Origin of the sequence: Paucihalobacter ruber, assembly GCF_006494535.1 — a bacterium.
Taxonomy (GTDB): domain Bacteria; phylum Bacteroidota; class Bacteroidia; order Flavobacteriales; family Flavobacteriaceae; genus Paucihalobacter; species Paucihalobacter ruber.
The window spans coordinates 201,256-226,041 of sequence record NZ_VHIQ01000005.1 but is presented as its reverse complement, the minus strand read 5'-3'; the positions used below and the strand labels follow the sequence as shown (position 1 = coordinate 226,041).

General features: G+C 34.8%; 16 protein-coding genes. 1 reads left to right on the top strand and 15 read right to left on the bottom strand.

Annotated elements, in window-relative coordinates; translation table 11 throughout:
• Positions 1 to 287: 287 nt before the first annotated feature.
• From FJ651_RS11440 to FJ651_RS11425, 4 genes are all read right to left on the bottom strand, one after another.
• Positions 288 to 1,238, bottom strand: a complete 951-nt coding sequence (locus FJ651_RS11440; protein WP_140990657.1) for an NAD(P)H-dependent flavin oxidoreductase — start codon at positions 1,236 to 1,238, stop codon at positions 288 to 290.
• Between the two features lie 2 nt (positions 1,239 to 1,240).
• Positions 1,241 to 2,857 (bottom strand): S8 family serine peptidase, encoded by a 1,617-nt coding sequence (locus FJ651_RS11435; protein WP_140990656.1) that lies wholly within the window; start codon positions 2,855 to 2,857, stop codon positions 1,241 to 1,243.
• A gap of 61 nt (positions 2,858 to 2,918) precedes the next feature.
• Positions 2,919 to 4,106 (bottom strand): tRNA 2-thiouridine(34) synthase MnmA, encoded by a 1,188-nt coding sequence (gene mnmA / locus FJ651_RS11430; RefSeq protein ID WP_140990655.1) that lies wholly within the window; start codon positions 4,104 to 4,106, stop codon positions 2,919 to 2,921.
• A gap of 86 nt (positions 4,107 to 4,192) precedes the next feature.
• On the bottom strand, positions 4,193 to 4,900 hold the full coding sequence (locus FJ651_RS11425; RefSeq protein WP_140990654.1) for a toxin-antitoxin system YwqK family antitoxin: 708 nt from the start codon (positions 4,898 to 4,900) through the stop codon (positions 4,193 to 4,195).
• Between the two features lie 70 nt (positions 4,901 to 4,970).
• On the opposite strand from FJ651_RS11425, the gene FJ651_RS11420 reads away from it, so the two are divergent.
• Positions 4,971 to 6,365: a fasciclin domain-containing protein gene (locus FJ651_RS11420; RefSeq protein WP_246085359.1), complete on the top strand. Its 1,395-nt coding sequence runs from the start codon at positions 4,971 to 4,973 to the stop codon at positions 6,363 to 6,365.
• 463 nt (positions 6,366 to 6,828) lie between these two features.
• Here the strand turns inward: FJ651_RS11420 and yidC are convergent, their stop codons facing one another.
• The 11 genes from yidC to FJ651_RS11365 form a co-directional block, all read right to left on the bottom strand.
• Positions 6,829 to 8,733: a membrane protein insertase YidC gene (yidC, locus tag FJ651_RS11415; protein ID WP_140990652.1), complete on the bottom strand. Its 1,905-nt coding sequence runs from the start codon at positions 8,731 to 8,733 to the stop codon at positions 6,829 to 6,831.
• A gap of 39 nt (positions 8,734 to 8,772) precedes the next feature.
• Entirely contained in the window at positions 8,773 to 10,413 is a 1,641-nt protein-coding gene (locus FJ651_RS11410) for a CTP synthase (RefSeq protein WP_140990651.1), read from the bottom strand.
• A 53-nt stretch (positions 10,414 to 10,466) separates the two neighbouring features.
• Complete coding sequence (locus tag FJ651_RS11405) at positions 10,467 to 10,700, bottom strand: DUF3820 family protein (RefSeq protein ID WP_216746143.1); 234 nt, start codon at positions 10,698 to 10,700, stop codon at positions 10,467 to 10,469.
• An 8-nt stretch (positions 10,701 to 10,708) separates the two neighbouring features.
• Positions 10,709 to 11,107 carry an OsmC family protein gene (locus tag FJ651_RS11400; RefSeq protein WP_140990650.1) on the bottom strand — a complete coding sequence of 133 codons (399 nt, stop codon included), beginning with the start codon at positions 11,105 to 11,107 and terminating at the stop codon, positions 10,709 to 10,711.
• Positions 11,104 to 13,020, bottom strand: a complete 1,917-nt coding sequence (locus FJ651_RS11395) for a LysM peptidoglycan-binding domain-containing protein (protein ID WP_140990649.1) — start codon at positions 13,018 to 13,020, stop codon at positions 11,104 to 11,106. The genes FJ651_RS11400 and FJ651_RS11395 overlap by 4 nt, the downstream gene beginning before the upstream one ends.
• A gap of 97 nt (positions 13,021 to 13,117) precedes the next feature.
• Entirely contained in the window at positions 13,118 to 14,653 is a 1,536-nt protein-coding gene (gene guaA, locus FJ651_RS11390) for a glutamine-hydrolyzing GMP synthase (protein WP_140990648.1), read from the bottom strand.
• Between the two features lie 244 nt (positions 14,654 to 14,897).
• Positions 14,898 to 15,599, bottom strand: a complete 702-nt coding sequence (locus tag FJ651_RS11385) for a hypothetical protein (RefSeq protein WP_140990647.1) — start codon at positions 15,597 to 15,599, stop codon at positions 14,898 to 14,900.
• Entirely contained in the window at positions 15,596 to 21,244 is a 5,649-nt protein-coding gene (locus FJ651_RS11380; RefSeq protein WP_140990646.1) for a T9SS type A sorting domain-containing protein, read from the bottom strand. The genes FJ651_RS11385 and FJ651_RS11380 overlap by 4 nt, the downstream gene beginning before the upstream one ends.
• Positions 21,245 to 21,279: 35 nt before the next feature.
• Positions 21,280 to 23,436: a hypothetical protein gene (locus FJ651_RS11375; RefSeq protein ID WP_140990645.1), complete on the bottom strand. Its 2,157-nt coding sequence runs from the start codon at positions 23,434 to 23,436 to the stop codon at positions 21,280 to 21,282.
• 30 nt (positions 23,437 to 23,466) lie between these two features.
• The gene (locus tag FJ651_RS11370; RefSeq protein WP_216746142.1) at positions 23,467 to 23,895 is read right to left on the bottom strand and encodes a T9SS type A sorting domain-containing protein; all 429 of its coding nucleotides are present in this window, start codon (positions 23,893 to 23,895) and stop codon (positions 23,467 to 23,469) included.
• Between the two features lie 201 nt (positions 23,896 to 24,096).
• Complete coding sequence (locus tag FJ651_RS11365) at positions 24,097 to 24,744, bottom strand: outer membrane beta-barrel protein (RefSeq protein WP_140990643.1); 648 nt, start codon at positions 24,742 to 24,744, stop codon at positions 24,097 to 24,099.
• Positions 24,745 to 24,786: the final 42 nt, after the last annotated feature.

The window sequence follows — 24,786 nt, the reverse complement described above, 5'->3', positions numbered from 1 at the left end:
CTTTTTAAGGCAGGCAAAGATAGTTGGATTTAAACTTAAATTCTAAAATATTAAATAGTGGCAATACTTTAGTTTATAAACAATTATTAAAATTTGTTAATAATTTTTTATCTCAATTTTAAACAATCTTCGTTTTTTTTATAATTTTACATCGTTCATAACAATGAACATTCTGAGACTTTGCTATTATTTTAGAGGGATTTAAAAATATTTATCAAAAGTTTCAACAAAAAAATAAGCCGTTTCGATTCTTCGAAGCGGCTTTTTTATTTGCAATAAGTTAAGTTTTAAAATAAATCTATTTGCTGTAGCGATTTTAACTTCAAATTATACTCTGAAATAATTTCTTCAACAATCTCTGAAACCGGTTTAATACTATCAATCAATCCGGAAATTTGACCTATTTCTAATTCGCCTTCATCTAAATCGCCTTCAAACATACCGCGTTTGGCGCGTGCTCTGCCCAACAATGTTTTTAATTCTTCAACAGTTGGACCTTTTTGATAGAGTGCCTGAACATCTTGATAAAATTTATTTTTGATGAGTCTCACCGGCGCCAATTCTTTTAAAGTAAGATGCGTATCGCCTTCATTGGCATTCACCACCGCATTTTTAAAATTAATATGAGCTGAAGATTCTTTGCTGGTTACAAATCTACTGCCAATTTGAACGCCGTCGGCACCTAAAATCATTACAGCCAACATGGCCGAACCCGTAGCAATACCGCCCGCCGCAATTAACGGGATATCGAGACCTTTTTTTACAATTGGTATTAGAGTCAAGGTTGTAGTTTCTTCTCTTCCGTTGTGGCCACCTGCCTCAAAACCTTCAGCAACAACGGCATCAACACCGGCTTCTTGCGCTTTCAATGCAAATTTCAAGCTACTAACTACATGTACAACAGTTATGCCGCGTTCTTTTAACCATGAAGTCCATATTTTAGGATTTCCGGCAGATGTAAAAACTATCTTAACACCTTCATCTACAATAATATTCATGATTTGGTCAATATCGGGATACAACATTGGTACATTTACTCCAAAAGGTTGATCGGTAGCCTTTTTACACTTTTGTATGTGTTCTCGCAACACTTCAGGATACATTGAACCCGCACCAATTAAGCCTAAAATACCCGCATTACTAGCCGCCGAAGCCAAACGCCAGCCGCTATTCCAAATCATACCTGCCTGAATAATAGGATATTTAATTTTGAATAATTCGGTGATTCTGTTATTCATTTTTACAATTTAATAAGTTTGAATTGTTTTGAAGTTGTGCCCAAATCGAAATTTAAAATATAAACACCAGAAGCCCAATTAGACGCATCGACTTGATTATAATTTTCAATAACCCTCGACTGATATACCAGTTTTCCCAACTGATTATATATAAAAATTTCTCCTATTTCCGAAGAAACGGACTGAGTAAAAATAAAACTATCTTTTACAGGATTTGGAAAGATACTAAATTGTATTGGCTGCTCATCCTCAACCGATAAACCTAACTGCAAAGCATCTGAAAAATTAGGAATACCAAAGCCTAAAAAATTATCTGGCGACGTAAATTGTGATGATGACTCTCTTACCAATTGTTTAATTTCCTCAGGCGATTTATTTGGTAGTGCTTGCATTAAAGAAGCCAACGCACCTGCTATTAGTGGTGCACTAAACGACGTGCCACTGTTATTAACGATATTGTTTTGGTCGTTTATAACAAAGGTAGATAAACCACGTGCAACAATGTCGGGTTTTTGGGTTGGCTGGGCAGTGCTACCTACTGAACTAAAAAATGCGTAATCGCCATTACTATCAACTGCACCAATTGTAAAGACATCAGGCGAATCGGCCGGAGCACCAACAGTTTCCCAGCTTACATGTCCTGAATTTCCCGCCGAGTTAACTACCAAAATACCTTTTTGAGCCGCAATACCGGCACCTCTGGAAACAAAAGCTGTTGTTCCATTCATTTGGCTTGGTGTGTAACTATACTCAGGTCTATCGTAGGTGGTATAGCCTAATGACGAATTAATGATATGAACACCTAAACTATCGGCGCGTTCTGCGGCCTCAACCCAATAGCTTTCTTCAACCGGGTTCTCGCTAAATACATCTTCGGTTCTAAACAAATAATAAGATGCATCTGGCGCGGTACCTACAAATTCATCTTGAACAAAACCGGCCATGTCACTTAAAACTTTAGTGCCGTGGTCGTTACCTGTAAAAGCGTAAACATCGTTTATTCTATCTACAAAATCGTAACCACCTAATAATTTTCCGCTATTCCGAAGATTTTCAAAAGCACCCATTCCATCCACATTAGAAAAACCCGAATCTAAGACTGCCACAATCATACCATTTCCTGTATAACCTTGTTGGTGTAATTGGCCTACCGAAATCATAGTTACCTGATTAAAGGTATTTCCATAATTGTAATTGGTTTGGGTATTTTCAATTTCAAATTTATCGTTGAGTTGCAAAAGTCGAGAGTTTGTATTAAGACTTTGATTGGCGAATACCACATTTTCAACAAAGTCTAATGCTTCAAGACTATTGATATCTGCCTCTTCTCCTCTTACATGAACAGCATTGAACCATTTTGATTTGGCCAGCACTGTAATACCCGTTTGATTCTTAATTTGGGTGATATAATCTTCGTTAACAGGAACATCACGTTCATCTATTCCAACCCCAAATTGAGCCTTTCTATTAAGGGCTTGCTGGGTTAAAATGGTGGCCGGATTGTTTAAATGAAATTCAACATTAGCTTTATCTGTAAAATAAACCCAAGCGTCTTCCTGACCAATTCCTAATAAACAAGAATTAATAAGCAATAGCGAAAAGAATAACTTCAATTTCATAGCAACTATTTTCCCTATAAAAATAAGAATTGTTCAACTAGCGGGCAAATTGAAAGTCAGACTAAGAAATCACTCCCGAACCCAATAGCTCATCGTTGTGATACCAAGCAACAAACTGACCTTCGGTGATAGCTGATTGCGGTTGATTAAAAACAACATATAAACCACTTTCGGTGCTGTAAAGTGTGGCATCTTGCAAAGGCTGACGGTATCTAATTCTTGCTTTCACCTTAAGCTCTCCATCAATATTTAGAGCTAAGTCTTCTCTTATCCAATGAACATCTTTCGATTTTACAAATAACGCACTTCGCAATAAACCCGGATGATCGCTGCCCTGACCTGTATAAATGGTATTGGTTTCAACATCTGTTTCAATTACAAATAACGGTAGCGGTGTTCCACCAACTGCCAAACCTTTACGTTGACCCTTTGTAAAATAATGCGCACCTTGATGTTTACCTACAAGTTTTCCGTCTTGGGGTTGATAACTGGTTTTACGCGACAACCAATGTAACCTGTCTTTAGTTGAATTGAATTCAGGTTCTTCCATGTTATAAACACTTGAATTATAGGGTATTTCAACAATAACACCTTCTTTAGGCTGTAATTGTTGTTGAAGAAATTCTGGTAGCCTAACCTTTCCAATAAAACACAATCCTTGTGAATCTTTTTTCTCTGCCGTGATTAAATCCTGCTGCGCAGCAATTGTTCTCACTTCGGGTTTTGTTAATTCTCCAACAGGAAATAAGGCCTTGGAAAGCTGCTCTTGAGATAACTGACATAAAAAATAGGATTGATCTTTGTTGGTATCAATACCGGCTAGTAACCGATAGATTGTTTGATCATTTTTTTGAATGCTGTCTTTGCGGCAATAATGACCTGTGGCAACAAAGTCGGCACCCAAACTTAAAGCAATCTCAAGAAAAACGTCAAACTTAATTTCCCTATTACAAAGCACATCGGGATTAGGGGTTCTGCCATTTTTATATTCTTCAAACATATAATCTACAATGCGTTCTTTGTACTGCTCACTTAAATCTACTGTTTGAAATGGAATACCAAGCTTTTCGGCAACTAACATGGCATCGTTACTATCTTCTAACCATGGACATTCGTTAGAAATAGTCACAGAATCATCGTGCCAGTTTTTCATAAACAAGCCAATGACCTCGTGCCCTTGTTCTTTTAATAAATATGCCGCTACACTAGAATCAACCCCACCTGATAAACCAACTATTACTCTTGCCATGCTGCAAAATTAACAATTAAAAGTAGATTGTAAGTTACCCTTATCATTGATAACATCAATTGAAGAAACAAAAAACGTAATCTGCTTTATTGTTTTACCCATCTACCGTTTTCGTCGTAAAGACGTTCTTCTGTGAGTTGTCCGTTTTCGTAGTATTTCCAGATACCGGTGCGTAAATCTGATTGATATGCGCCTTCTATTATTAATTCACCTTTTTCGTCATAGGTTTTGGTAAGACCTTGAAGTTCATCATTCCTAAACTCTGAGGACTTAAACAAGTTGCCATTTTTGGTATACCATTCACACAAACCATTTAATTTACCGTTTTGATATTGAAGTTTCTCGGCCATTATACCGTTTTCAAAATAGGTAATGCTTTCGCCATGCAATTCGCCTAAGTCATTATAATGCTCAGTTTTTAAAACATCATCATTATTTTTATGGTAATAAGTCCATTTACCTATAAATAATTTACCATTCATGGTGCCTTCGCTCACTAACTTTCCCTTTGAAGTAAAGAATTTAACCTCCGCGAGATTATTATTGGCGTTAAATAATTTGGTGGCACTTAGTACACTTTTTTTACCATCGAGCTTATAATATTTAAAAACGCCTATTTCTTTACCGTTTTCAAAATTACCTTCATAGCGCATTTGCTGCGTGCCTTCGAAGTTTTTAGTCCAATAGCCATGTCTATGGCCTGATTTATCTAATTGATTAACATTATCTTGAGAAAGTAATATTAGATGAAAACCTGTTAAAGTTATGATAAAAATAGAATAGCGAAGTTTCATTTTGTTTAATGTTTATATATATTTGTTGGACAAAAATAAAGTATTGTTGAACAAATTTAAACTCAAAAAAATGAAAATTATTTCAAAAATGTTAAAAATGACTGCAATTTTTCTAGTGGTTTTAGGAACTCAGTCATGTAGTAACGATGATGACAATAACATTGTCGATCCGGGACCACAAAATATTGTAGAACTTGCCATTGCAACACCAGAATTAAGTAGCCTTGTTGCAGCACTACAAGCTGCCGACGGTAACCTGGTTTCTGTATTAAGTGGACCTGGTCCATTTACGGTTTTAGCACCAACTAACGAAGCTTTTGCTGCCTTTTTAGGAGGAACTCCACTAGATCAAGTACCTTCTGACGTGTTATCACAAATTTTACTAAACCATGTTATTGCCGGTGATGTCTTATCTACCGACTTATTAAATGCAGGTGAAGGATATGCCAGTACTAGTGCAACCGGTGCCGGTGGTAGAAATATTAGTTTGTATTTCAATACCTCAAACGGCGTTCGTTTTAATGATGCAGGTTCGGTAATTCCGTCTGGTGCTGACATTGATGCAACTAACGGAACTATCCACATTATTGATGGCGTTTTAGGCTTACCATCTATTGTTGATCATGCAGTTGCAAATGATAATTTCTCTACTCTAGTTGGGGCTTTAACAGCTACCGGATTAGATGGCGCTGTTGCAGGTTTAACCCAAGGAACTGTCCTAGCTCCAATAAATAGTGCTTTTGAAGGGTTAACGTTACCAACAGGGAATGCTTTGGTTCAAACCTTATTGAACCACGTTGTAGGTGCAAATGTTTTTGCTGACGATTTAGTAGCTGCAGGATCAGGGTATACAAATACCTTAGCCGAAACTATGGGTGGAGAGAATCTAAGCCTATATTTTAATACAGAAGACGGTGTTAGCTTTAATGGTCTTTCTAATGTAGCACAAGCCGATGTAGTTGCAACTAATGGTGTTATTCATGCTGTGGATGCTGTGATTACTCTACCTACAATTGCTACTTTCGCTACTTCTAATAGTGCTTTGAGCAACTTAGTTGCGGCATTACAGCTAGCTGATACGGGTACCCCAACCGTGCCATGGATCAATACTGTGTCAGATGCTTCTGCCGGTCCATTTACTGTATTCGCTCCAACCAACGGTGCTTTTGAAGATTTATTATTAGAATTAGATCCTTCGGGTAATACTGCTCTTGGTGACTTAGCTCCTGCTACCGTTGACGCTGTTTTATTGATGCACGTTGTAAGTGGTAACGTTCAATCTTCAGGTTTACCAAACGGTACTGTTGGAACTTTAGGAGGTAATATTACAGCTGATAACACTGCCTTTACGCTTACTGACCCTAATAATCGCGTTAGTAACATTGTAACATCTTTGGTTGACATACAAGGTGTTAATGGTGTTGTACATGTAATTGATAAAGTTATATTACCAGCTCAAGACTAATCTCACTAGCTAATTATATTTAAACCTCCGTTAACGCGGAGGTTTTTTTATACCCTGAAACTACCACTCAAGCTGAATTACTCAAGGCTCAAACTGATTAGCTCAGGATCTATTATTCAATTAAAGTTTTGAGGAATCTGTGAGAAAACCGAAGAAACTAAAGATCTTATTCAAAATTCTGGTAAAACAAAGATAAAAACAACTGGTCGTAAATAAGATATTTCTTTCGCTGATATATGAAGTATACTTTAAATAATCAAATCAAAACTCAATCAAAAACTCAATATTAAAAACAAATAAACGATTTAATTCCTTTTTAAATTTCAATTTTTAGTCTTTTATATTAAAATGGAAATATGGAGATCACGAATTTTAAATCTTCCTATCCAAATATCCTCCACAAATAAAAATTAAAAAGCCCCTTTTAAAGAGGCTTTTGAGTTTTATATAAGTAACAAAGAATTTATTTCTTCTTCTTATTCTGAAGTTCTTTCTGCTTTTCAGCTTGTTCCATCATTTCCTGCATCTTTCGCTGAAATCTGTTTTGTTTTTTGGGCTTACTTTTACTAACCTCTATTTTTGCCAAAACCTTGTCTTCATCAATGATATAATTCTTAATAACAATCATGATTCCTATACTAATCAGGTTTGAAATAAAGTAGTACAAACTCAATCCTGATGCGTAATTATTAAAGAAAAATAACATTAAAAGTGGAGAGAAGTAAATCATATACTTCATCATTTTACTCATATCGGGCATACCTTCTTGTGGTGGCGGTTGATGTGCCATTTGCGCACCGGTAGTCATTTTCATATAAAAGAAAATGGCAACAGCCGCTAAAATTGGAAACAAACTCACATGATCTCCGTAAAATGGAATTGGAAATGGTAAATTGGCAATGGAGTCGTATGACGATAAATCGTCGGCCCACAGAAAACTTTTTTGTCTTAAATCGAAGGCTGTTGGGAAAAACATAAACAAGGCATAGAACACCGGAATTTGCATTAAACCAGGTAAACAGCCACTTAAAGGACTCGCACCTGCCTTGGTTTGAAGTGCCATGGTTTCTTGTTGGGCTTTTAGTTTATTGTCTTTGTATTTTTCTCTGATAGCATCTAATTCGGGTCTTAAAATTTTCATCTTAGCCTGCGATAAAAACTGCTTGTATTGAACAAACGACAATACAATTTTTACCATGATTGTCATTACAATAATGGCAATACCATAAGGTAAAAACGAACTTAACCATCCAAAAAGTGGAATAAAAATAGCTCTATTAATCCATCCAAATATTCCCCAACCAAATGGTATGCTCGACTCTAAATTTTGATCGTATCGCTTTAAAATTTTACTATCGGTTGGACCGTAATACAAACCAAACTTTTCATTAATCTCGCCCGCTTTAAAGGTAATGTCGAATTTTGAAGCGTAAAATTTAGTGTGTGTGGTGTCGATATCTTCATCCTTTACAAGATCTTGTGATATAAGATTTACAGATGACAAAGGCTTTTCAGGCACTAATATGTTGCTAAAGAAATGCTGACGATACGAAATCCAACTTACATCCTTCTCGGTTTCCTCGTCATCGCTCATTTGCTTTAACTTATCTATTTTATTGCCTTCAAATTGATAAGTTAAACGGGTATATCTGTTTTCATAGGAAACACTTTTTGCTTGTCTTCTACCTTTCAGCTGCCATTCGGCGTTGATTGGAAAGCTACCGTTAATAACGTTGTCCAGACCTTGAGATTTAACTGCAAAGTCAATCATGTAATCGTCTGGTTTGATCTCGTAACGATATTCTAAAAACTGTAGTTCAGATACTTTTAAACGCATAGATACTACCGTATTGGAACCGTTTTTAGTAATTACAGGTTGAAAATACAGATCATTTGTGTTTAAAATTCTACTGTCGGTTGTTCCAAAATTAATGTTTAAAGAGGTGTTGTTATCCTTAACCAGGTAAATAGGAACCGAATCGTGATCTACAAATTGATTTAGTTTTACTTCCGACAAGAATCCGCCTTTGTGACTAAATTTCAATGTGAGCAAATCTGTTTCTACCATGGTTTCTTTACTATCATCAGCAACCGACATGGCGTAGGCGAAAGCGCCTAATTTACTTTTTAGGGCTTCAAATTGAGCAGAATCCTGTACTTTTTCAGGTATAAACTCCTCTATTTTAGCAGTTTTAACAGACTCTTGCGCATTTTTGGCAGCCTCTTGTTTTTGTTGTTCTATTTGCGCCTGTTTTTTGACTTCAATTTCTTCGGGGCTAGGCTGATTGGTGTACAACATGTACAGTAATATTCCGAAAATCAGGATAAAACCTATAATTGAATTGGTATCTAATTTCTTTTCTTCCATCTATTTTAAATGCATTCCTTTAGTAATTTAACCTTGTAACTACACCTTGTAGGACAATTTTGTTGGATTAGCCTGTGCCGCGTGTTGTTGAGCGGCTTTAACAAATTCAACAAACAACGGATGTGGGTTAGCCACGGTACTTTTATATTCGGGATGATATTGCACGCCTATAAAAAAATTATTTGAAGGCAGTTCAATAACCTCAACCAATCCGGTATCCGGATTAATTCCGGTAGTTTTTAAACCGGCTTCCTGTAACTGAGCCTTGTATCTATCATTAAACTCATATCTATGTCGATGTCTTTCAAAAATTTCGCGTTCGCCGTAAATTTTGGCTACCTTACTCCCTTTTTCTAGATTACATCGCCAAGCGCCCAATCTCATAGTACCGCCTTTATCGGTAACATTTTTTTGAGATTCCATCAAATCTATCACAGGATATGGTGTGTTGATATCCATTTCGGTTGAATTGGCATTGATATAACCCAAAATATTTCTGGCGTATTCAATCACCGCCATTTGCATCCCCAAGCAAATACCCAGAAATGGAATATTATTTTCGCGAACAAATCTAACAGCCTCAATTTTACCTTCAATACCACGTTCTCCAAATCCGGGTGCAACTAAAACACCATCTAAATGAGCTAGTTGCTTTGCTGCATTTTTAGGATCAATATGCTCAGAATGAATTGATTCAATTTGAACCCGCACCTCATTTTTAGCACCAGCATGAATAAAAGCCTCTAAAATAGATTTGTAGGAATCCTGAAGTTCAACATATTTACCTATTAAACCTATCTTTACAACACCCTTAGGATTTTTGTGACGTTTTAAAAATTTATTCCACTGGGTTAAATCGGGCTCAGCCGATTTTAATTTTAATCTTTTTAATACAACTTTATCCAAACCTTGTTCCAACATCAAATTAGGCACATCGTAAATGGTTGATGCATCGATGGCCTGGATTACCGCTTCTTCTCTAACATTACAGAATAACGCCAGTTTTCTTCTTAAATCTTCAGGTAGTTCATGTTCGGTTCTGCAAACCAAAATATCTGCCTGTACACCGCTTTCCATCAAAGTTTTAACGCTATGCTGAGTTGGCTTGGTTTTGAGCTCTGCTGCGGCAGATAAAAATGGTATTAATGTTAGGTGAATTACCAAAGTGTTATTTTCGCCTAAATCCCATTTTAATTGTCTAACAGCTTCAATGTATGGTAAAGATTCTATATCACCTACCGTACCGCCAATTTCCGTTATAACAATATCGTAATCTCCTGTCTGTCCTAAAATTTGAATGCGTCTTTTAATCTCATCAGTAATATGAGGAATTACCTGAACCGTTTTACCAAGAAACTCTCCTCGTCTTTCTTTATTGATAACGCTTTGATAAATCCTGCCGGTTGTAACATTATTAGACTGGCTGGTTGGAGTATTTAAAAAACGCTCGTAATGACCAAGATCTAGGTCGGTTTCTGCACCGTCATCGGTTACATAACACTCACCGTGTTCATATGGATTTAAGGTTCCCGGATCTACATTAATATAAGGGTCTAACTTTTGTATGGTAACTCTATAGCCTTGTGCTTGAAGAAGTTTTGCTAGAGATGCTGCAATTATACCTTTTCCCAGTGAAGAGGTAACACCTCCGGTAACAAATATGTACTTAGTTTTAGCCATGATGCGTTGTTAAACGCAGGCAAATTTACAATTTATAATCAAACCTTACACAATTATTCATTTGGAAATTGCTTACGAATTTGACGGATGATATCCTCAAGTCCATTTACTTTAATATCATGCATTTGAGTCATCATCCTACCCAACTCACCCGGAGGAAAACCTTTTTGTCTAAACCAAACAAAGTAATATTCTGGAATATCAATTAAGTAGTTGCTTTTATATTTGCCAAAAGGCATTTTGTAATTAGCTAATTTGATAAGTTCCTTATAATCTGGCGTAATCATTGAATCGCCTAAAAATTAAAATTGATATCTCTTTCAATATCGGGATGTAAACTGTAGTGAACGGGGCAAGTTCTTGCTGTGTGTTCTAGAATTCTTCGTGCTTTTTGGTCGATACCTTGAGGAAAATTAAACTCAATAATAATCTTTGAAATGCGTCTTGGATCGGGTGACATAATTTTAGTAACATTAGCCTTAGTACCGTCCATATTAACCTTTAATTGCTCTGCCTTAATACCCATGACGGTCATCATACAATTAGCCAGACCTGTAGCCACTGTATCGGTTGGCGAAAAGGCCTCACCTTTGCCATTATTATCGGTTGGTGCGTCGGTAATATAGGTGTTACCTGAATTTAGATGTGTATTTTCAGTTCTTAAATTACCCAAATAAACTACGGTTGAGGTCATTGTTTTGCTTCAATTATAGTTAAATCGTTATACTTAACAACATAAACAGCATTGTTGTAGTAACCACCAAACAACTGCTTGGTGTAACTAAATTTATTTTCAAGATAGGCAGTTTCGAAATTGGTTGCTGAGGCATCATACAAATTACTTCTAGAGGCCAGCCTTAGAAGTACATCGAGCGTTAAATCGAATCCTCTTACGGCGTATTTGTTAGGCAATATTCCGTAGGTTTTTTTGTATTTATCTACAAAGTTGTTAGTTGTATTTTCATTAATAGGAACATTAGGACTAGCATAATGAAAATTAAGATTTGAAAGGTGAACACTTGATGCGCTTTCCCCTTCAAAAGCCTTGTTATGATTAGTGGTTGTTAACTGAATTTTTATTTTATCGGTTTGTAAACCGTTGAGCAAACTTAAAATGTTGGCTACAAAGGCATCATTATCTGTTTCGAGAAAAACAATGTTTTTACCTTCTTTAAAAACATCGTTAAAGTCTGCTAATAACAAATAGTTATTATCCTTACCATCTTTGTCTTTTCTGGAATACATTTGTCTAGCTGAAGGGAAATGACGTTTTAATTCCTCACTATTAGACCTATTTTTAGAATCTGCTATAATTAAATAACGCTCAACATGTTCCTCTGCTTTCATGTAATCAACCAACACTTGTTTCATCCTGTCTTTATCAGGAAGTGTTTGAAAAACATTGTCGTATAGTTTTATTGGCATAGTAAGCGGTGCCAACACGGGTGTGTTTTTAGATTTTAAGGTTGCTGCCACTCTATCAAAATTGTTTGGAATGACTGGACCAATAACGGCGTCGAATAACTCAAAGTCGTTGTTGTTTAAAATATTGCTCACTTCAGAAATTTGGCTTCTAGTATCGAATACTTTTAAATTAGTTGAGATGCCCAATTGACGTGCAGAATCCAGTGCCATCAAGAGTCCCGAATGAAAATCTAGCGACATAGACAATAATTTATCATTTCTAATAAGATCTTTGGCTTCTGCAACAGAATCTAAATCTACACGGTGTAACCTAAAAGGCAACATTACCGCAATATTTTTTTGACTAAGGTTGTTAAGCTCTTTACTCAAAACTGAAACTGAAGAATTGTAGTTACTGTTAGAATCAAGAACTTTTAAATCTTTTGGAACCTTTAATACCATACCTGATTGGAGTCCGTTTTCCTTCAATCCCGGATTGAGCTCTTCAAGTTCCTCTTGAGTTAAACCAAGTTTTTTCTCTAGCCTGTAGAAGCCTTCTGCCTGTTTAACTTCATAATAATTGTATAACTGTTCTTCAATTTCACGTTCTTCGTTATTGGCTATGTTGGGAACAACCAAATCGTCTCCGGGTTGCAAAATCTCTTTCATTTCAGGGTTTAAAGCTTCTAATTCAGGAACCGTAATTCCGAATTTGTATGCAATTCCCCATTTGCCTTCTTTAGGTTGAACGGTATATTTTTTAAGGGTGTTTTTTATACTAAGATCTGACTTTACCTTTTTGTAAATTGGTATTTTTAAGTTGTCTCCTCGCTTTAGATTTTGAGCGTACAGATAGGTATTGTACTTTTTAATCTCGTCAATTTCTATATTGTATTTTTTTGAAATGCTGTACAAGGTTTCTTGACGTTTTACTTTATGCTGATCGAAACGTGCCAGTTGATTTTCATTTAAATCAGTTGGTGTTTTAATTTTTGATTCAGGAATGATCAATACCATATTGGGACTTATTCCTTTTTTGGCATCGGGATTTAAAGCCAACACATCGAACGGTGTTACAAGGTACTGTTTAGCTATAGACTCAACTGTTTCACCAGATTGAACTTTGTGTGTTTTAAAATCTTGAGCCCATGCCATGTGGCAAAGCGCCAAAACAAAACTTAATATGATTAAAAATTTTTTCATTCAAAATTTATTTTGGATTTCCTTAAAACCTTAAAAAGGAAATCTAATTTTATAACAATTGTGTTCTCACCCATGAGATTCCTGCTTTCGAAGGAAGTTATTCCCATTCGATGGTAGCAGGTGGTTTAGAGCTAATATCATAAACAACTCGATTAACACCTTTTACCTTATTTATAATTTCGTTTGAAGTTTTTTGCAAAAACTCATACGGTAAATTTACCCAATCTGCGGTCATTCCATCAGTACTTTCAACAGCTCTTAAGGCTACGCATTTTTCGTATGTGCGTTCATCTCCCATCACTCCTACACTATTCACCGGAAGTAAAATTGCACCGGCTTGCCAAACTTTATCGTACAGGTTCCAAGATTTCAAATTATTGATGAAAATGGCATCAACCTCTTGTAATATACGAACCTTTTCGCGAGTTAGATCACCTAAAATTCTAATTGCTAAACCCGGCCCGGGAAATGGGTGTCTTCCCAACAATAACGGATCCATATTCATAGAAGCACCCACGCGTCTTACTTCATCTTTAAAAAGCGATTTTAATGGTTCTACAACTTTTAACTTCATAAAATCCGGTAAACCTCCTACGTTATGATGACTTTTAATTGTTGCGCTTGGTCCTCCTGTTGCCGAAACGCTTTCAATAACATCGGGATAAATGGTGCCTTGTGCCAGCCATTTAACATCTTCTATACGATGCGCTTCGTCGTCAAATACTTCTATAAACACCCTTCCTATAATTTTTCGTTTGGTTTCAGGATCGCTTTCACCGTCTAGGGCATCCAAAAAGCGTGCCGAAGCATCTACACCCTTTACGTTTAATCCCATTCCCTGATATTGATGCAATACATCTTCAAATTCGTTTTTACGCAATAAACCATTATTTACAAAGATGCAATAGAGGTTTTTACCAATGGCTTTGTTAAGCAACATGGCAGCAACCGATGAATCTACGCCTCCCGAAAGTCCCAAAACAACTTTATCATCACCTATCTTGTTTTTTAAATTCTCAACTGTTTCTTCAATAAAAGATTGCGGTGTCCAGTCTTGTTTAACCCTGGCAATTTTTACAAGAAAATTTTGCAATAATTGTCTGCCGTCCGCCGAGTGATACACTTCAGGATGAAACTGAATGGCATAAGTAGCTTCTCCTTCGATTTTATAAGCCGCGTTCTCAACATCGTGTGTGCTGGCAAGTAAAACACCGTTGGTAGGCAACTGTTTAATGGTGTCTGAATGACTCATCCAAACCTGACTACCGGTATGTATATTTTCAAAAAATAAGTCTTTTTCCTGAATGAAAGATAGGTTGGCTCGACCGTATTCCCGTGTATTCGACTCGGCTACTTCACCTCCTGAAAAATGGGCCAAGTACTGTGCTCCATAACACACGGCTAATAAAGGTTTTTGACCTCTAATATTTGATAAATCGGAATGTAGCGCATTATCTGAACGTACCGAAAATGGACTACCCGACAGTATCACCGCCTTGTAGCTATCTAAGTCTACCGGAATTTTATTGAATGGATGAATTTCGCTATAAATATTGAGCTCTCTAACTCTTCGCGCTATTAGCTGGGTGTACTGCGACCCAAAATCTAATATTAAAACCTTATCGTGTTGCATGCGCAAAAATAGCAATACATTTTTTATTTGCCATTTTTAACGTTACGATTTTTCGACATTATTAGGTTTGTGAATTTCAAAATTTGTTGGCTGCATTAATTAAAAAAGACAATAAATAAAAATATTAAAATAACACTCAAAAGACTTTGAGAAACTTCATAACAAGGCCATTATTTCATTGAATCGAAAAGAGAAACAGTTTTTAAAGGTCTAAACAATGTAAGTTCTTCTCTAACAATGGAACTTAATTCAGAATTCTGAATTGATATACTCCAGAATCAGAGGAATTTCCGGCCGCATCATTGGTTATCACTTTCCAATAATAAATTGTTCCGGGAGACACAGAAACATTTAACTCATTTTCAATGATACTACTTACGTCTAAAATTGGAGGATTTGAACTTGAAAAATAAATGTCATATGATACAATATCATTATCGACGTCATTACCGTTCCATTGCAAGGTTATTTGATTTGTACTATTAAATGTTTGAGCCATAGCCGGTGAAATTATCTCTGCCGGGAACGGTGGATAGGTTTGAACGCCGGGACCGGCATTGTAAAAATTCCATTCGGCACTAACCCTGGTATCACTTTGATAATCATAACTAACAAACCACCTAAACGCTTCTGCTCTTAAAATAGTTACGGGAAGAATATAATCTGTAGTTTCATATGCATCTATATTTCCTGTATTTAAGTTTTCTATGGTTAATATATAAATGTTGGCGTCATCGCTTGGTTCCCATTCAAAAAAAACAGTACTTTCTGAAGGTGTTGGATTAATTCCTTCGTTGCACAAAGAGTTTTCTTGTGGAAACACTAATTTAACACCTGTAGGTTCATTTTGGTTATTGCCGTTTGTATTTGGATCTTCTTCATTAGAATTATTAATACACCCTATAATGAAAACAGATAAGTAAAATAATAGAATCAACTTTTTCATTGCTTCATAATTTTATAAGTTGATGTGATACTTTTTGATTGTAAGGATATAAAGTAAAATCCATTGCTCAAATTGCTTGTGTCTAAATTTGTTTCTGCTCCATAATTTACGTACGTCTTAGAAATAACCACCTGTCCTAAAGCAGAGTAAACATTTAAATTAACTTCCTCATTTATATTATTACTATAGACATTAATCTGGCCGTTAAAGGGATTTGGATACACTAGAACAGCATCTGAATAGATGATTCTTTTTTCAAAAGTTCCTTGACAGTCCAAATCTGTACTTACTTCAATTTGATTAACACCTTGTTGTAGTTCAAGTGTTATGGAAGAATTGTTAGTAGAAAAAGACACGCCATTGTGCTTGATATTATAAGACGAACTCCCTAACATATCCAATGAAAACAAATTACTTGAAGCCATTCTACTCGAAAATACCACCAGCGGATCAGGTTCTGTTATTACAATAGTGAAGCAGCTTAAATAATCGGGCCATTCTTGGATGGTGATACACATTTGGTAAGTTCCTGCTAGGAGATTAAAAATATCAACATCATTAGTAAAGTTATAGGCTTGACTAAAGTTTTCTCGTGTAAGTGTAGCTGTATAACTATAAAGTTCTTGTGCAACAATGGTGATTTTACCGTTATTACTATTTAAACACGTCTCGCTAGTTACAGCAATACTAAAATTATCAAAAGGTAAATCAATTACTGAACATCCAAATAAATCGACGGTTGCTCCAAATGGAGTATTTGGGCAAAGATCATCTTCATTGGGAACACCGTCATTATCGGCATCTGCACATATGAGTTGATAACTTGCCTGAGCATCTTTTAACCAACTATCAAAAAGTCCATTTTCGTTTGAGATTACAGCAACCGGATCGTCTACTAATATACATGCAAGATTTGGGTTATTTGTAGCATTGAACAACTGTAAATTTTCGTTATTACCATTTTGAATATTAAGCTGATCTGCCTGTAGTTGATTAGACTGACAAAACAATAATCTAAGGTTAGTGTTTTGTGATACATTCAATGCAGATAACTGATTGGAGGCGCATATCAAATCCTCCAAATTAATGAGCGATTCAACATTCAATTCGGTCAATAAATTATTAGATATATCTAAATCGACTAAACTGATATTGGCGTCCAGATTTAATTGCACGATCTGATTGTTACCTAATTTTAAGTCTGTTAATGCTGTAAGTGATGATACATCGATATCTGCAAGTGCATTTTCTGAGGCATTCAGATTGTTTATTAGAGTATTAGCACCTAAATTTAGATTAGCAACAAGGTTATCTCGAATATTTAGTGATGTTAGACTCACAAAATCTTCAATACCAGTTAAATCGGAAATTTCACGACCACTAATATTTAAAAAGGTGATATTTTGAATGTTTTCGGTAAAAACATAGTTATCGAGCTCACCCGAATCGTAACCCAAATCAATTAAGGCTTGCTCAAAATTATCATCTGGCACAAAAGTTTGACCAAAAAAACATTCAATTGAAAATTGGGCCGTAGCATCAATAAGCCAGTTAGCCCCATTTGGCACAATTCCTTCGTCTGATTCGATACAAGTCAAGTCAGGATTATTTAACGCATTTAAGTTAGTTAACAGATTATTTTGACCATTTCTGATATTTAACACTTCTAACATATTAAACGCACAACTAATTGTTGTAATTGACTGATTTTGTTGAAAATCTAAGGCAGTAATGATATTATTATCGGCTAAAAAAATTTGAATACCAGGTAATTCTGATGGTGTAAAAGTTGAAAATAAGTTATCTGTAATATTTAATTCAACTAGATTTGCATTTGTACTTAAATCAAGTGTAGAAATTGAATTTTGAGCACAGTTTAGGCTTGTTAAAGCAAGATTATTACTTACATTTATTTCGGTCAATAAATTATTTGAAACATTTAAACTAATAATGTTGATATTAGCGCTTGCATCTACTTCTGTTAAAACATTGTTTGAGCAATTTAGATTTTCTAAAGCCGTAAAATCTTCTATACCTGTTAAATCTGCAATACCATTGCCACTAACATCTAAACTTGTTAGTATTTCTATATTAGCAGTTGGCACATAATCATCTAATGGTCCTGAATCCAAACCCAAATTAATTAAGGCCTCTTCAAAATTATCATCAGGCACAAAAGTTTCACCAAAACGGCAGTCTTCATTGTAAGTTGTGGGTTCATCCTTAATCCAGTTTGACGGAACATTGTTAGTATTGTCAACCTGAATACATTCTAGATTAGGATTTCCGGAAGCATTAAAGTTTGGGACGTTGGCATTAATGCCATTTTGAATATTTATAAAATCCAACAAATTATTTGATACATTAATTGTAATACTTTGGGGACAGAATTCAGTTTGGTTTGTTTGAAAAATACAGGCCGAAATAGCTATTGTAGTTAAGTCCAAATCACCTTCAATAAGGTTATTACTTGCATTTATCACCTTTAAGGTTATGAGATTATTTGATAACATCAAATTTGAAATGATATTTGAGCTGAAATTAGCTTCAATCAAATTGGAATTACCCGTTAAATCAAATTCTTCTATCTGATTGTTTGCGCATGATAAAAATTCTAGTTGCGGCAGAAATGATAGGTCTAATACACTTAGGTCGTTGAAATCGCAATTTAGTTGTTCTAACGAGGTATTAGCATCTAATACCAATTGCGATAAATTATTTTGTGAAGCAAATAACTGGAGTAAACCGGTATTACCGGTTAGTATAATTTCTGAGATTTGGTTATTGTTAAAATTTAAAAATTGCAAACTTGCTAATTCACTAATTTCAAGCTCAGCTATTGTATTAGAACTACAATTTAAATTAACCAATCCTTCATAATTATTAACCTGTAACCCTGCTAATTCATTATTAGCACAACTTAGTGTATTGAGAAGGTTATTGGGAATATTCGATGTAATTAAATTAGTAATTTGATTGCTGTTACAATTGACCTCTTCTAAAACTAAATTGCTACTAATGTTTAATGAGCTTAAATTATTATTTGAGCTATTTAGCGTTCTTAACAATAGATTATTTTCAATGACGAGTGTATTCAAATTATTGTTGGCACAGTCTAAAACTTCGAGATTTATGTTCTGAGAAATATCTAAGTTGTTTAAATCGTTATCGCTGCAGAACAGTTGGGTTAAATTTATAGTACCATTAATATTCAATAATCCATTGCTGTTATTTAAATCGGTTGTAACTAAAAGATTAGAGCTACAATTGAGACGTTCTAAAAAAAGCAGGTTACTAACATCTAATTTAGTTAAGAAATTACTACTGCAGTCAAGTTCTATGAGAGATTTAAAATCTTGAATTCCCGAAAGGTCATCAATGTTTTTATTACTCACATTTAAATTTAAAACTTGCTCAATATTCGAGGTTAATACTTGTCCGTCAATTATATTATCGTATCCTAAATCAATTAGAGCCTGTTCAAAAAACGGGTCTGGTATTGCTGTAAAACGACTATTAAGGCAATCACCATTATAGGTAGCAAAGTCATCTTTTTGCCATGCCGCGGGAATATTAGCCACAATACCATTGTCTACTTCAATACAAAACAAATTAGGATTATTGGCAGCATTAAAGTTAATTAAAGCAGTATTATTGCCATTTTTCATATTGACACTTAGCAAGGCATTATTGTTGCACAAAACGGAGGTTAAACTTGTATTTACAGAGAGGTCCAAATTTTCAATTTGATTATTTGAGGCGTCTAAAGTCTCTAAATTTAAATTATTATTTAAATCTAATTGAGTAAGGTTATTATTAGAACAGTTCAAATTCTCTAATGCTACAAAATCTTCAATGCCAGTAAGGTTATCAATAGCCAATCCTGAAATATCTAAGGTTATTATTGTATTGATATCCTCAGTGGTAACAAAATTATTTAAAGTATTATCCGTGTCAATTCCCAAATCAATTAGGGCTTGCTCAAAATTATCATCCGGAATATAGGTACCACAATTAAGATTGTAAGTCGCTGTGGCATCTATTAGCCAACCGGGTTGAGCATTTGCAGCGGCGATATCATCCACTTCAACACAGAACAAATTGGCATTATTTGTTGCGTTTAAAGCATTTAATAAGTTATTGTTGCCATTATTGAGATTTAAAGCAAATAAATTGTTATCGTTACAAAATACACTTGTAAGCGCAACATTATTATTAACATTTAAACTTTCTATTTGATTGAATGACACATCTAAATCGCTCAATACGTTATTATTAAACAAGTCTAAGCTTGTTAAATTATTATTAGAACTATAAAGGGTATTTAAGAGCACATTATTGCTAACTATCAAAGAAGATAATGAATTATTAGAGCAATATAGGGCCGATAAAGCCACATTTTCATCAATATTTAAAGTTATTAGGTTATTGATAGAAACCTCCAATTCGACAAGTTGAATATTATTAGAAAGGTCTAACTGCTCAATGTTATTATTACTACAATCCAGTATTTCTAATGCAACAAAATCTTCAATACCAACCAAACTCGTTATAGAGGCATTAGAGACATTTAAATTGGTTATGGTATTTATAGTTTCGGTTAATACAAAATTATCTAAAGTATTGTCATAACCTAAATTGATTAAGGCTTGTTCGAAATTGTCATCAGGTACGTAGGTGTAAATATCAACACAGGCATCTGGGCTATAGTAAGTCCAATCATCTTTAATCCATCCTGAAGGTGTAAAACCGGCATCAATCTGAATACAGAATAAATCTGGATTTTCAGAAGCATTAAAAGCAGAAATTAAATCATTAAAACCGTTATTCATTATCAAGTTTAACAATCGGTTTCTTGACACATTTATAGAGGCTAATCCTTGACACAGAGTTAACGGATCTGTTTGAGGATTAGGGCAAGCAATAGTATTAATAGCAGTTAAATCTAAAAATTGCAGAGAATTATTTGATGCATCTAAATTCTTCAGAAGTGTATTGGTAGACAAGTCTATTACATTTAGTTGGTTTGAAGCACAAAAAAGACTTTCTAATTTGGTATTGTTTCTAACAAATAATTCGCCTACTATTCTGTTATTCGAAACATTAAATGAGGTAAGCTCTAAATTGTTTGAAATATCAATTTGTGATATCTGATTTCCGGAGGCCGTAAGATTTTTTAACTCTAAATTGCCGCTCAAATCTAACACCTGCAAGAGGTTGTTAGAACAATTGAGGTTTTCCAGATTTGTATTGTTGTTTAATGCTAAAATTGACAGATTATTTGAACCACAAATCAGAGACACCAAAGCTTCATTATTTGATAAGTCGAGTTCGAATAAATTATTATTACTACAGAACAATACTTCCAACGCAATAAAATCCTCTATACCTGTAAGGTCTGCTATTTCAAGATTTGACACATCTAATAAAGCAACAGAATTTATCCTGGTTGTTAATACAAGACCATTATTAAGAATACCGTCACCCATGCTTAAAGCATTACCAACTTCTACCTCTGTGCCATCTGCATTGTGGGTTTCTAAATAGTATTCAAAATTAGAATCCGGAACAGCTGTGGTTTGAGCATTTAACAGGGTCGTTGACAATAAAAGAGATAATAAGTGAGCTAAAAGCGTAATTTTCATAATATAAAATTGATAACCTTATAAATTAACATCTTCTAATTTCTACCACTAATGTCAATTTCCTTGTGATAGTGTATTTGATGTTCTAAATCTTGTTGTAATTTTTTGAAAAATTTCTCTTTAAATGCAGAATCGTTTTTAAGCTTCTCAAAACTGTCTTTATATCTGTCGTAGTCGCCTGTTTTTCGTATCATATCTTCTGCCATAACTAAACCTTTCTCAAAATCATCTCTCGTAATCTGAAAGTAAATAATATCTTTCTCTGTAGATTGTACAATATCAAATTGATTTGAATGCCCTTGATGATTTTTACTGTTTAAATTTGTGGTTTCACGATTATCGCCGTTTTTAATTTCTGATATACTAACCAGAATGTTTTCTATTTGATTTTTTAAAAGTTCAATTTCTTTATTTTGCGATTCTATTTTATTTTCGAGGTGTTTTATTATTATGTTTGAATCATTTCTGTTTATCCCTACAGCGGTATTTACAAAACTAAAACCAAATGCTTGCTGACTTTCTTCCCATCCCACACCAACAATTTTGTTTATCTGATTTGATGTCATTTTTTGTGGTGGAACAGCAATTCCAATTCCATCATTATTTCCGCTGGGAATGATGTAATCTCCAATACTCACCTTCCCGAAGACTTTGACGGGAACTTGCCCCATAAATGCTACTTTTTCATAATCTGCTTCACGATTAGGCTGTGGCATATTTCCTAATACAATTGGTTTAAATGAAACCACCATTATTCGCTCGGCGTTTGAGGTGTTCTTAGAAATTTTACCACCTACCACTCCAACAATATCGCCATAAGACATCTGTTCATTAAGATCTGACCGCAGTAAATACTCGGCATAATCTCCTGCGCCAGAGGCATAGGTTACACCCTGTAACGCTTCCTTATTGTTGTCGTAAGTAATCTTGTTATTAGCCGCAATACCGACACCAACTCCGGCAGCTATTACCTGTAAACCGGCTGCAATAGATTGGGCTGTACTGCTCACAATCCAGGAAGGAATTGGAGCAGTTACACAAGTTCCAAGTCCAACGCATACAGTAGAAGATGTTGAAGCGGCTGTAACTTCCACGAAAGAAGCAGCTAAATCGTACAAGGCGAATGCAACATCAAAACCTGCGTCATAAATATCATAATTAAGAGACGTTTGATCAAAATTATAATCGGCATTATTAGTAAATTCTGCCGGGGTTTCACCTTCGATTCTTCCCCATGATGTAGTAATGGTCTCATCAAAAAAGGTAATGAAATTGGTATTATTATTTCTACTACCATTAACTTTTATAGCTAAGCCATTAGTACCACCGTCAATCAACACCGGATGATTCCAACTAGCTTGACTTTGATCAGGCATATTAGAGGTTAAGGTAATTTGCGAACCCATGCCGTCAATAATTGTAGTACCATTCAAAGTTGTGCTTTCGTTGATTATAAGATTTTCGGCTGTTAAATCCCCAAAACTGGCTTCACCATTAACCGTTAAGTCATTCAAGGTGGTCATTCCTATAACATCTAAAGTGCCGTTTAGAAGACTATTGCCACCAACAGTTACATCGCCAGAAAGTGTTGCAGGGCTGCCGTTATTGACATTTAGAGCCTCATGAAAATCTGCAATGCCATCCACATTTAAAGTACCCGATAAGTTAGTGGCATTGCCATTATTAACATTTAAGGTGCTGTTTAAATTTGTTGGACCTTCAACTTGTAATTCACCATTTAAGAAGGTTCTGTCATCTACGGTTAAAGTGCCTGTTGCCGTTATATTTCTATGATAAGCAAAGGGTAAAAACGTTAAACGTTCTCTACTCATGGTTTCAAAATTATTACCGGCATCAAAATCTATTTCAACCTTTAAATCCTTTGGGGTACCGTCCCAACTAATCTCCTTGAAATAATCGTGTTCGGCATCACCTATTAAAAGATTAATTCTGCCGAATTCATCTGTTTCAGTGATTTGAACTTCTTGAAATTCAATTTGGTTCCCGCTATCATAGATTGTAAACCTTACGGCTATTGTGGTATTAGGCAGATAATTGTTTTCAGAATCTACACCAGGTAATTCCAATGCGTCTGGACTAATAATTACGGCTTGATAGGTAATACCATCTGTCTGAGCAAAAGCTTGCGTCAACAAACAAATAAAGAAAGCTAAGCTTAGTAATTTTTTCATGATTGGTATTTTTATAATTACGTTTCGTTTTTAAATCTTGATAAGCTTTGTGTTGAAAAACTTTGTCTTGGAATTGACTTTCATTAAGTAAATTCCATGAGAAATATCATTTAAGTTTAATTGAATATGTTGTCTAGGTGAAAATTTTTGATTGTAAATTAGTTTAGCTTTCACATCAAAAATCATCACCGAAATAGGACTGCCCATCGTTTCACTAAACCTAATAGTTATAATCTGACTAAAAGGATTGGGATACACGTTTGCTTTCAATTCATAAGAGAGTTCTTTAACGATTTTTATCTTACTCGAGGGTTGCTGGTAGCCTTGTCTTAAATAATAACCATTATTAGAGTGCGTTCCAATGACACTCCCTTGTCCAATACTTTGACTCACATTGTAGGTTCCTTTTGACGTTACTATCGATTGAGATGAGCCACTACTTCCTATATTGGATCTCATAATACGATAAGAAGAATTCTCTTGTGCTTGAAACTCTTGCGCAAAGCCAAAAAGTAAAACTATTAGGAGCATCGTTTTGATATGTTGTGACGAGTATTTCATTTGATGTAATCTGGTCTTTTTCGAAATTTATAATTAAATTCTTATTTATTTTAGACATTCTTTCCATGTCCACCTTTTGTCTACTAAAATATTGAGGTTTCAATAACTACAATAGCAGGTGGGTAGGTTTATTATAAAACCTAATCCAAATTGATGGGCATTCAATCTGAGCTTTTCAGTATTTTCACCAGGACTAATCAACACAGATTTCCCGTAGTTATAACCGACAAATATTGCGGTGCTTTTTGAAACTGGATATTGCATCTCTAAACCGCCTCGAAAAAATAAAATAGTGTTATTAAATTCATCTTCTCCAACAAGATTAAAAACATCATTGTTGATGGTTTGAGTGCCTCGAATCAAAAATTCTGTAGCTAAAGAGGTATTTAGAAAAAAAGAAAGATCCCTCAGTTCAAATAATTTTATACCTAGGCCTGCTTTAATACCTAAATAACTTACGTCCCATTCAAAAAAATTATCAACGCTAGCCTCGCTGCCAATAGCACCGTAGTTATTATAGGTAGCACCAAGCGAAAGAAATAATGTGTTTCTATCATTAATAGTTTGCCTGTAACCCATTCCATAGTAGGTTTTTGATGTTGATAATAAATTATCTAAAGGTCGTCCAAGCGAATTTTCATAATCAAACGACGATATGGTTGTTCCAAATTCAAAGTAAAGTTGTTGACTAATACATGAATAACCTATCAATAAAGCACCTATAATAGTGGCACAACTTTTTAACATAAAACAATTTTAATTAACCAAAATAGAAAATTTTTATTTAAA

What these genes read in the sequence shown, in the direction of transcription:
- FJ651_RS11435 (WP_140990656.1), bottom strand. Translation starts at nt 2,857, where the DNA reads ATGAAATTGAAGTTATTCTTTTCGCTATTGCTTATTAATTCTTGTTTA.
- FJ651_RS11385 (WP_140990647.1), bottom strand. Translation starts at nt 15,599, where the DNA reads ATGAAAAAGTTGATTCTATTATTTTACTTATCTGTTTTCATTATAGGG.
- FJ651_RS11395 (WP_140990649.1), bottom strand. Translation starts at nt 13,020, where the DNA reads ATGAAAAAATTTTTAATCATATTAAGTTTTGTTTTGGCGCTTTGCCAC.
- FJ651_RS11410 (WP_140990651.1), bottom strand. Translation starts at nt 10,413, where the DNA reads ATGGCTAAAACTAAGTACATATTTGTTACCGGAGGTGTTACCTCTTCA.
- FJ651_RS11400 (WP_140990650.1), bottom strand. Translation starts at nt 11,107, where the DNA reads ATGACCTCAACCGTAGTTTATTTGGGTAATTTAAGAACTGAAAATACA.
- yidC (WP_140990652.1), bottom strand. Translation starts at nt 8,733, where the DNA reads ATGGAAGAAAAGAAATTAGATACCAATTCAATTATAGGTTTTATCCTG.
- FJ651_RS11425 (WP_140990654.1), bottom strand. Translation starts at nt 4,900, where the DNA reads ATGAAACTTCGCTATTCTATTTTTATCATAACTTTAACAGGTTTTCAT.
- FJ651_RS11440 (WP_140990657.1), bottom strand. Translation starts at nt 1,238, where the DNA reads ATGAATAACAGAATCACCGAATTATTCAAAATTAAATATCCTATTATT.
- mnmA (WP_140990655.1), bottom strand. Translation starts at nt 4,106, where the DNA reads ATGGCAAGAGTAATAGTTGGTTTATCAGGTGGGGTTGATTCTAGTGTA.
- FJ651_RS11380 (WP_140990646.1), bottom strand. Translation starts at nt 21,244, where the DNA reads ATGAAAATTACGCTTTTAGCTCACTTATTATCTCTTTTATTGTCAACG.
- FJ651_RS11370 (WP_216746142.1), bottom strand. Translation starts at nt 23,895, where the DNA reads ATGAGATCCAATATAGGAAGTAGTGGCTCATCTCAATCGATAGTAACG.
- FJ651_RS11420 (WP_246085359.1), top strand. Translation starts at nt 4,971, where the DNA reads ATGAAAATTATTTCAAAAATGTTAAAAATGACTGCAATTTTTCTAGTG.
- FJ651_RS11405 (WP_216746143.1), bottom strand. Translation starts at nt 10,700, where the DNA reads ATGATTACGCCAGATTATAAGGAACTTATCAAATTAGCTAATTACAAA.
- FJ651_RS11375 (WP_140990645.1), bottom strand. Translation starts at nt 23,436, where the DNA reads ATGAAAAAATTACTAAGCTTAGCTTTCTTTATTTGTTTGTTGACGCAA.
- guaA (WP_140990648.1), bottom strand. Translation starts at nt 14,653, where the DNA reads ATGCAACACGATAAGGTTTTAATATTAGATTTTGGGTCGCAGTACACC.
- FJ651_RS11365 (WP_140990643.1), bottom strand. Translation starts at nt 24,744, where the DNA reads ATGTTAAAAAGTTGTGCCACTATTATAGGTGCTTTATTGATAGGTTAT.